Genomic DNA, 6,838 nt, shown 5'->3' with positions numbered 1-6,838 from the left:
GGGATCACAAAGGCGTTTTGAAAGAGACGCCTTTTTTTGTGCCATACACTGCGCGGCGTCCGCTTTTAGTGTATGGGCCCTGGTCGGGGCGGCGATCCGCCGGTGGCCGGAGCCATTCGAATCTCAGCCTACGCGGCGCAGCGGGATCACAAAGGCGTTTCGAAAGGGTGCTTTTTTTGTTTTAGTGGATCATTCAGCCCATGAAGTTTACTCACCAGAAATCGGGTAAATACGCAACCGGTACTTTCCACATCTTACCGGTAGCAGAATTTGAGCTGATCTACAAATCCGAAGTACAGGCCAGCCAGCGTCCCCGAATACAATCGTCCCGTGATGCATACAAAGTGCTAATGCAAAGCTGTTCGCGGACGGCCAGTCCACGACGGCTGGAACCCTTACAGTGGGAGCCCCGTGGCACTTGAATTTATCGAAGAGTTCAAGATACTGTTATTGAACAATGCCAGCCGGGTGCTAGGTATTTTTGAAGTTTCCAAAGGCGGGATTTCCGACGCAAGTGCCGATATAAGGATCGTTTTTGCAGCTGCTTTAAAAGCCAATGCAACAGGAATCAAAAATCCATTTCTATTTGTCTACTTGTAATTATTTTTGAAATCAATCGATCCTGTTGATGTGCAGTTGTTTCAACATTCCTAATTGCCTTTATTACCTTATCAAGATCCTTCTCATACTTTACAAATATGTATGTTAAATCATCAAATTCAAATGGAATTAGGAACTCTGTTCTTTCTTTTGCTAAGTCACTATTAAGCTTGGCTAACCTCTTCTTTATTGTAGAATCAGACATATCTGAGCAGTTTATCAATTCAGCTCTACCAGGAATATATCGCCATTCTCGCTCATCGTAGAAACGCTGAGTGGTCTTTTTGCCTTTCGAATCAATAGTAACACGATTGTCTACTTTGAAATAAGGAAGCAGGCTAAATTGGTTTTAGAAAATATCACCTTCATTGATTGTACTTATGTACCGAAAATAAGAATCGGAGTTTCCGTGAAAGTATATGACGGGCGTTATATTTTTTCTTTTAGCAAATTCCTTTTTTATTCCCAATCCAAAGCTCCCGTAGGCACTCATATGTTTTTTAATCATTCCTAATGGAATATCGCAGAAGCATTTCATGGCAATAGCTGCTTTGAATTCAGCCTCGGGCATACTTTCATATACATATCTTGCTTGAAAGGATTTGTGATCTAATATTTCAAGTAGCCAATCAATTTTTTTTATGAAATGAAATAGACTATCACTACTTACATTTTGTGAGATTTTGGCCATTCAATAATTGATTTTCATATCTGTAAAATTATATTATATTTTAGCAATTACCACAACGACCAAAAGTTGCTTGAACGATTTTCAGTGTAGATTATTCGTGGATTGATTATTATAACTATTTAAATGGGAATACAAGGGCTATCAAATTTATATTTAGCAATACGACTCATTTCCTAGTGGCCAGAATTGTGATTTCCCCAAACTGTCATTTGCTTAATTTGTAAATATTTTTGAATATAGCAATCGAATGTCTATGTAATATACCCAAGCTGCATACTCTTTCAAACATTGTTTAGGATGACGGAACAACTTGAAGCATTCAATACCCCACCGTTTCCGTACACCTGTATTTTTGTCTCTAAGATCATAAAAACATATGAAAGGCGAGTGGATTAGGCGTGGATATAGTGACATTGTGGTCATATTTATTCATGGAATTTTATCAGATGGAGACACGGCGTGGCGCTCAGGCAAAGGGACTTACTGGCCTCAATTGCTGGCAGAGGAGCCAGAATTCGAAGGTGCAGGTATTTACGTGTACTCTTATCATACCAAGATTACAAGCAAAGATTACAGCATAAGTGATGCTGCTGATGGACTGCATGAGCTCCTAACTGCTGATAAAATCCTTGATCGAACTAAGTTAATTTTCTGCTGCCATAGTATGGGAGGTATAGTTGCAAGAAAATACCTTCTCAAACATCAACTGGAATTATCCGCAGGTGGTAGACAGATCGGTATGTTTCTAGTTGGTTCTCCATCTTTGGGCTCAAAACTTGCTGACGTGGCGAATATCTTAACAAAGAATATTGTCACTCATATCCAATTGGAGGATTTGCGTTCGATTGACTCAAATCGTTGGCTGTATGAGTTAAACAGTGATTTTAAGAGGCTTAGAGATAGTGCTAACTTTCACATCATGGGTAAAGAACTGATTGAAGACAGTTCAGATGCAATTGGGAGGACGATCGGACCGATAGTTTTGCCACATTCAGCTGCGGCTTTTTTTAAGGATGAGCTAAGGATTCCGAAAAGCAGTCATTCCAGTATTTGCAAACCGACAAGTAAGGATGATATGCAGCATCGGGCTCTATGCAACTTCTTGGCGTCGATGTTGGAGTGGAGACTAGCTCCGAAGCCAAAAAAACATGCACGAGCTATTGAGTTTACTTCAAATACAGTTCCCCAACACTTTAAGTTTGATTATAAGTACCGATTTACAGATTTCGTTGGTCGTACTAAGGAATTGGAAGAGCTAAAGCAATTTGTTTACAGTGATGCTCCATTTAGCTGGTGGGTGCTCAAAGGCCCAGGCGGGTCAGGGAAGAGTCGGCTAGCAAGTGAATTGATATTAGATATAGCCAACGACTCTAAAACCATGTGTCTATTCGTACAGCAGAGTGACTTGAATCAATATTCAATTGGTACAAGAGAACTGAGTGAGGACACAGTATTGGTCGTTGATTATGCCGCACGCTTTTTTACTCAAATTCTTGAGATAATCCATGATTATTCAACTAAGCTTAAACAAAATTTTAAATTAAGGATTTTACTCATTGAGCGAGAAACCGACGGACATTGGTGGACACGTTTCTCCCAATCGTATGAAGCGGCAAGAACTCAACATGCAGCAGAGCCTTTGGAAATAGCAGGAGTCAACGAGGAGCAGATTATCCACATCATTAAGGACGTAATATCCAAGGAGAATAAGGAACTGCCTTACAATGATGTGACGATCTTTCAGATGATCAAGCGTTTAGATCCGCAACTGCGCCCTCTGTTTGGTATGTTTCTCGGCGTCTCCTTGGCAGATAAGGTGTTTGAAAATCACTGGAATCAATATGATTTGCTCGCTCATCAGTTAAGACGGGAAGCCTTGCTCATTGAAAGGAAATATGCTGAATTAGGAAATGAACTGATTTTGCGACACCGGCGATTGTTGACGTTGGCAACAATATGTAACGGGATTGAGGAGGAGAAGTTAAAAGATGTCTTGAATCGGGGAATTTATTGGTTACCAACTCTAAGTGAGTTTAATAAAGAACTTTATGATGACATGTCAGGATTTCGCGAGGTAATACCTGATTTGGGAGTCGCGCCATTACTACCTGATATTTTGGGGGAATTTTTTGTTTTGGAAAGTCTTAACGTTCTGCCTACAACCCCTTACAAGGATGCTGAATTCTCGGAGCAATTGATGAGCCTTGCTATTGAGATAAGCTTTATTAAGTACTTTTTAAGACGTGTGCTGCAAGATTTTCCAACTCATAAGAATGTTCCTTTGCTATTTGGTGCTAAATTTCAATTTGGTATGATTGGAGCTGATTTATTGATTTTGATGTCACATATCTTTTCAGGAAATCAAGAATCTCTAATAGCTCTTTGGAAATGCGCTAAATACTTACACGATAATCAGGACGGTACTGAGAAGCTTTTTATGGATCATCCAACGAGAGTCTATCAAGAAGCAACAACAATAATGGTATGTAAGTATGTTAATAGTTTGAACGATCAACTACTTTATTATGATATAGTTAAGTCAAATTTGGATACATTGATAAAAGCTGGACGCGAGCTTCTATCTCGGGAGAATGGAATGATTGATATGTTTGTCCCCGATATGGCGTATCAAGAATCTGTATCCATTAGTGCGATAATTGAAACATTTAGGTTGCAGAAAAAAATTAAGCAATCTGATGTGTATGTTAAAAGACTAGATTATTTAAATACAACTTTTAACGATCCAAGACTTAGATATTTGAATTTTATATCATACAAAGTTTTTTATTTCGATAAACCTGAAGTTGTGGATGAAAAGATTAGACAACTTACCTATTTCATGTTTAATACTCCACCTCAACTTCCACCAATTGATGTTAATCACGAGAAGTCGCTATTTATGAATGGAATTTTTTTTTATTATTTAAAAGAAAGAAATGACGAAGCAACCGCTAGAAAATATTACCAGGAATTTAGTAAGAATCTTTTCCAGCCAAATGCTCATAGGTTCAGCGTTGCAGCAATAGAGCAATACGCTCATACGGCGGCAAATGCAATAGAATTTCTTTTATCATTAGATAATCGTTCTTCCTGCATTTGGTATTTTAACAACATTAAGTATATCTATAATTTTCTTGGGCCTAACTCATCGGGAATAATTATAGATATGATTAGGGAGTTTGAAAACAAATTGTCAAGTGGCAAGTAGCCTTCAATTGCTCAAACTACTCCTTGATAATTAACATCAATAAAAGACTGACATAATGAAGACTGTTGCACATTTAAAGAATTCTATTCTTAAACTTTATACTCGGTACTCCCCGCATTACGCACTCCCCCCAATCAATCGCTCCAACCGCTCCATCATTTCATCCTTCTCCTTCAACATCCGCTCATACAATGCAATCTACTCTTCATGCAGTTGCATTAACTTGTCAATTGGATCTTTCTGAATAGTCCCGTAGTTTACGGAGCTCCCGACAGCCTGATCGTTGAAAGTAGTAGTAATGATATTGATTGCCTGATCTTCATTGAAGTTTCGAATCGCCTCAGCCGGGATTTTCAAGATCGCTGCAACTTGGTCCAAAATATCATTATCAATCTTTTCTTTCTGTTCGAGTAGCGAAACTTTTTGCTGGTTCCAGTCATCACCGAGCTCAAACGCCAGCGCTTCTTGTTTCACGGACATCATTTCTCTGAATCGCTTCAAGTTACGGCCTTCGTGGATCTTCGGATTGGAGGTAGTATGTGCCATGTGGAAAAGGGTGTTTGGTTAAAAAAAGCAATTTATATAAAATCTGCGGGGAAGTGCTCGGTATCTTACAGGGATCACAATGTATGTTACCGGCGGCCCGCGTAGGGTCGATCGTGTTGGGAACAAACCACGACAGTCTGTGCCTTGCAGAAAACGTAAATGCAAGAATTTGTACCACACTTAAAACAACAGAATGGACACACTGCCGCACTCCGACGAGTCCGAAGACTCCTCGATGAACCAACTCCACCTTGCCTATGGCCGGAAAGTCAAAGAGCTGCTTAGCCAAAGTGACGCCGAGACATGGATTGAAGATCTTTGGGATATGTACACAGGCTTCACGCTTTTCAGTCAGGAAGCCGGCTTTGATCCGAGAGGTCACGACCGGTTTGTTTCTTTCAAAGAACTGGTGTTTTTCTTTCGGGATGTTGGGAAGATGAAGTAATAGTTGTGTGAGAGTGGCAGTTGGTGGCAAGCTGGCTGCCATTTCTTATTTTTGTAAATGTCGTTCAAGTTTTCTTCAATTTGACAGGTACAAAATTTTACAACCAGCAATGCAAGCAACTCCAAAAGTCTTTATTTCATATGCATGGGAAAGTGAGGAACTCAAAGAATGGGTAAAAAGCTTTGCGACCGAACTTAGAAACAACGGAATAGATGCGATACTAGATCAATGGGAGCTAGCACCCGGAAAGCAGGTTCCACAATTTATGGAAAGTGCAATCCGTGATAATCAATTTGTATTCGTCATCTGCACTCCGACTTACCAGAGCAAATCAAACGAGAGAATCGGTGGTGTGGGTTACGAAAATAATATGATGACGGCCGAACTACTGAATAATCCTCACACACTAAAATTTATCCCTATACTCAAATCAGGCGATAGTAGTTCATCCATTCCGACTTGGCTTAGTGGGAGATATTACATCGATCTTTCAACACCTGAGCATTACAAAGTGAATTTTGAAGATGTACTTGCGACTGTTTTTAATGCACGAATTGTCGCCCCGAAACTGGGAGCCGTTCCGGAGAGATTTCGGCATAGTACCTCTGTTAATCAAATAGCAACTCGGTCACCATCTAGTGAGGACAAGATCAGGATTGTCGGCATTGTTGCAGATGAGGTAACCCAGCCACTTAATGATGGTACAGCCGGAAGTGCTCTCTACAAGGTTCCGTTTCAGCTGAGCAGGCGTCCTGAATATGAATGGAATGTGTTATTTGTACAAGCATTCGACTATCCAAGTGAATTCTCAACAATGCATAGATCGGGAATTGCGAGCGTCTCTGGTGACAAGATTTATTTGGACGGAACTACCGTCGAGGAAGTAGAGCAGTATCACAAAAGGACTCTCAAACTGGCGGTCGAGAAAGCGAACCAAAAATACTTCGAAACATTGAATGCTCGGCGCCACAAAGAGGAGCAAGCAGCCTTGCTACGAGAGCAGCACAAAGCTAATGTCGCAGAGGTGTCAAAAAGGCTGAACTTTGATGATGAGTAATTATAGGATAAGTCGATAAATGTATGACCATTAGCCTAAACCTTTAATAAGTATCCGGCAACTGCGAATGTTACATGAATGAGGCCTGTTATATAAATCAAAAATACATAAGCGAATCCAAGAAACTTTTGGTAATTAATAGCCTCAAAGCTAAGTTTAAAGCCGAAGTATATCTTTGCTGTGTAAAAACATGAGTATAGGAATTTATTCCGTCTGTTAAGCGTGGGTGAATATGAATGCCCGAAACGAGTCCCAATCTCTTGCTCATTATAAATCGTTGAATGCAGTTTG

The 6,838-nt window shown here is 40.0% G+C and carries 4 protein-coding genes and 2 pseudogenes; 4 read left to right on the top strand and 2 right to left on the bottom strand.

The features are described from left to right. Positions 1 to 411 precede the first annotated feature (411 nt). Positions 412 to 600 carry a JAB domain-containing protein gene (locus tag ACTIE6_RS04600; protein WP_439555506.1) on the top strand — a complete coding sequence of 63 codons (189 nt, stop codon included), beginning with the start codon at positions 412 to 414 and terminating at the stop codon, positions 598 to 600. Here the strand turns inward: ACTIE6_RS04600 and ACTIE6_RS04595 are convergent. Beyond that, positions 569 to 1,138: pseudogene (locus tag ACTIE6_RS04595) on the bottom strand (abortive infection system antitoxin AbiGi family protein). The gene ACTIE6_RS04600 and the pseudogene ACTIE6_RS04595 sit on opposite strands and share 32 nt — an antisense overlap. A 529-nt stretch (positions 1,139 to 1,667) precedes the next feature. Between ACTIE6_RS04595 and ACTIE6_RS04590 the strand changes: the two are divergent. After that, positions 1,668 to 4,499, top strand: coding sequence for an esterase/lipase family protein (locus tag ACTIE6_RS04590; protein WP_439555505.1), 2,832 nt, complete (start codon positions 1,668 to 1,670; stop codon positions 4,497 to 4,499). A 117-nt stretch (positions 4,500 to 4,616) separates the two neighbouring features. Here ACTIE6_RS04590 and ACTIE6_RS04585 read toward each other — a convergent pair. Further along, positions 4,617 to 5,045 (bottom strand): annotated as a pseudogene (locus ACTIE6_RS04585) (XRE family transcriptional regulator). A 193-nt stretch (positions 5,046 to 5,238) separates the two neighbouring features. On the opposite strand from ACTIE6_RS04585, the gene ACTIE6_RS04580 reads away from it, so the two are divergent. Together ACTIE6_RS04580 and ACTIE6_RS04575 are read left to right on the top strand one after the other, a co-directional pair. Further along, positions 5,239 to 5,490, top strand: coding sequence for a hypothetical protein (locus tag ACTIE6_RS04580; RefSeq protein WP_439555504.1), 252 nt, complete (start codon positions 5,239 to 5,241; stop codon positions 5,488 to 5,490). A 13-nt stretch (positions 5,491 to 5,503) separates the two neighbouring features. After that, positions 5,504 to 6,547, top strand: coding sequence for a toll/interleukin-1 receptor domain-containing protein (locus ACTIE6_RS04575; RefSeq protein WP_439555503.1), 1,044 nt, complete (start codon positions 5,504 to 5,506; stop codon positions 6,545 to 6,547). Positions 6,548 to 6,838: the final 291 nt, after the last annotated feature.

Source organism: Dyadobacter sp. (genome assembly GCF_051859145.1).
Classification (GTDB): domain Bacteria; phylum Bacteroidota; class Bacteroidia; order Cytophagales; family Spirosomataceae; genus Dyadobacter.
Note: the sequence above shows the minus strand (reverse complement) of the source record. Positions and strands in the feature narration are given on the sequence as shown.

What these genes read in the sequence shown, in the direction of transcription:
- ACTIE6_RS04590 (WP_439555505.1), top strand. Translation starts at nt 1,668, where the DNA reads ATGAAAGGCGAGTGGATTAGGCGTGGATATAGTGACATTGTGGTCATA.
- ACTIE6_RS04580 (WP_439555504.1), top strand. Translation starts at nt 5,239, where the DNA reads ATGGACACACTGCCGCACTCCGACGAGTCCGAAGACTCCTCGATGAAC.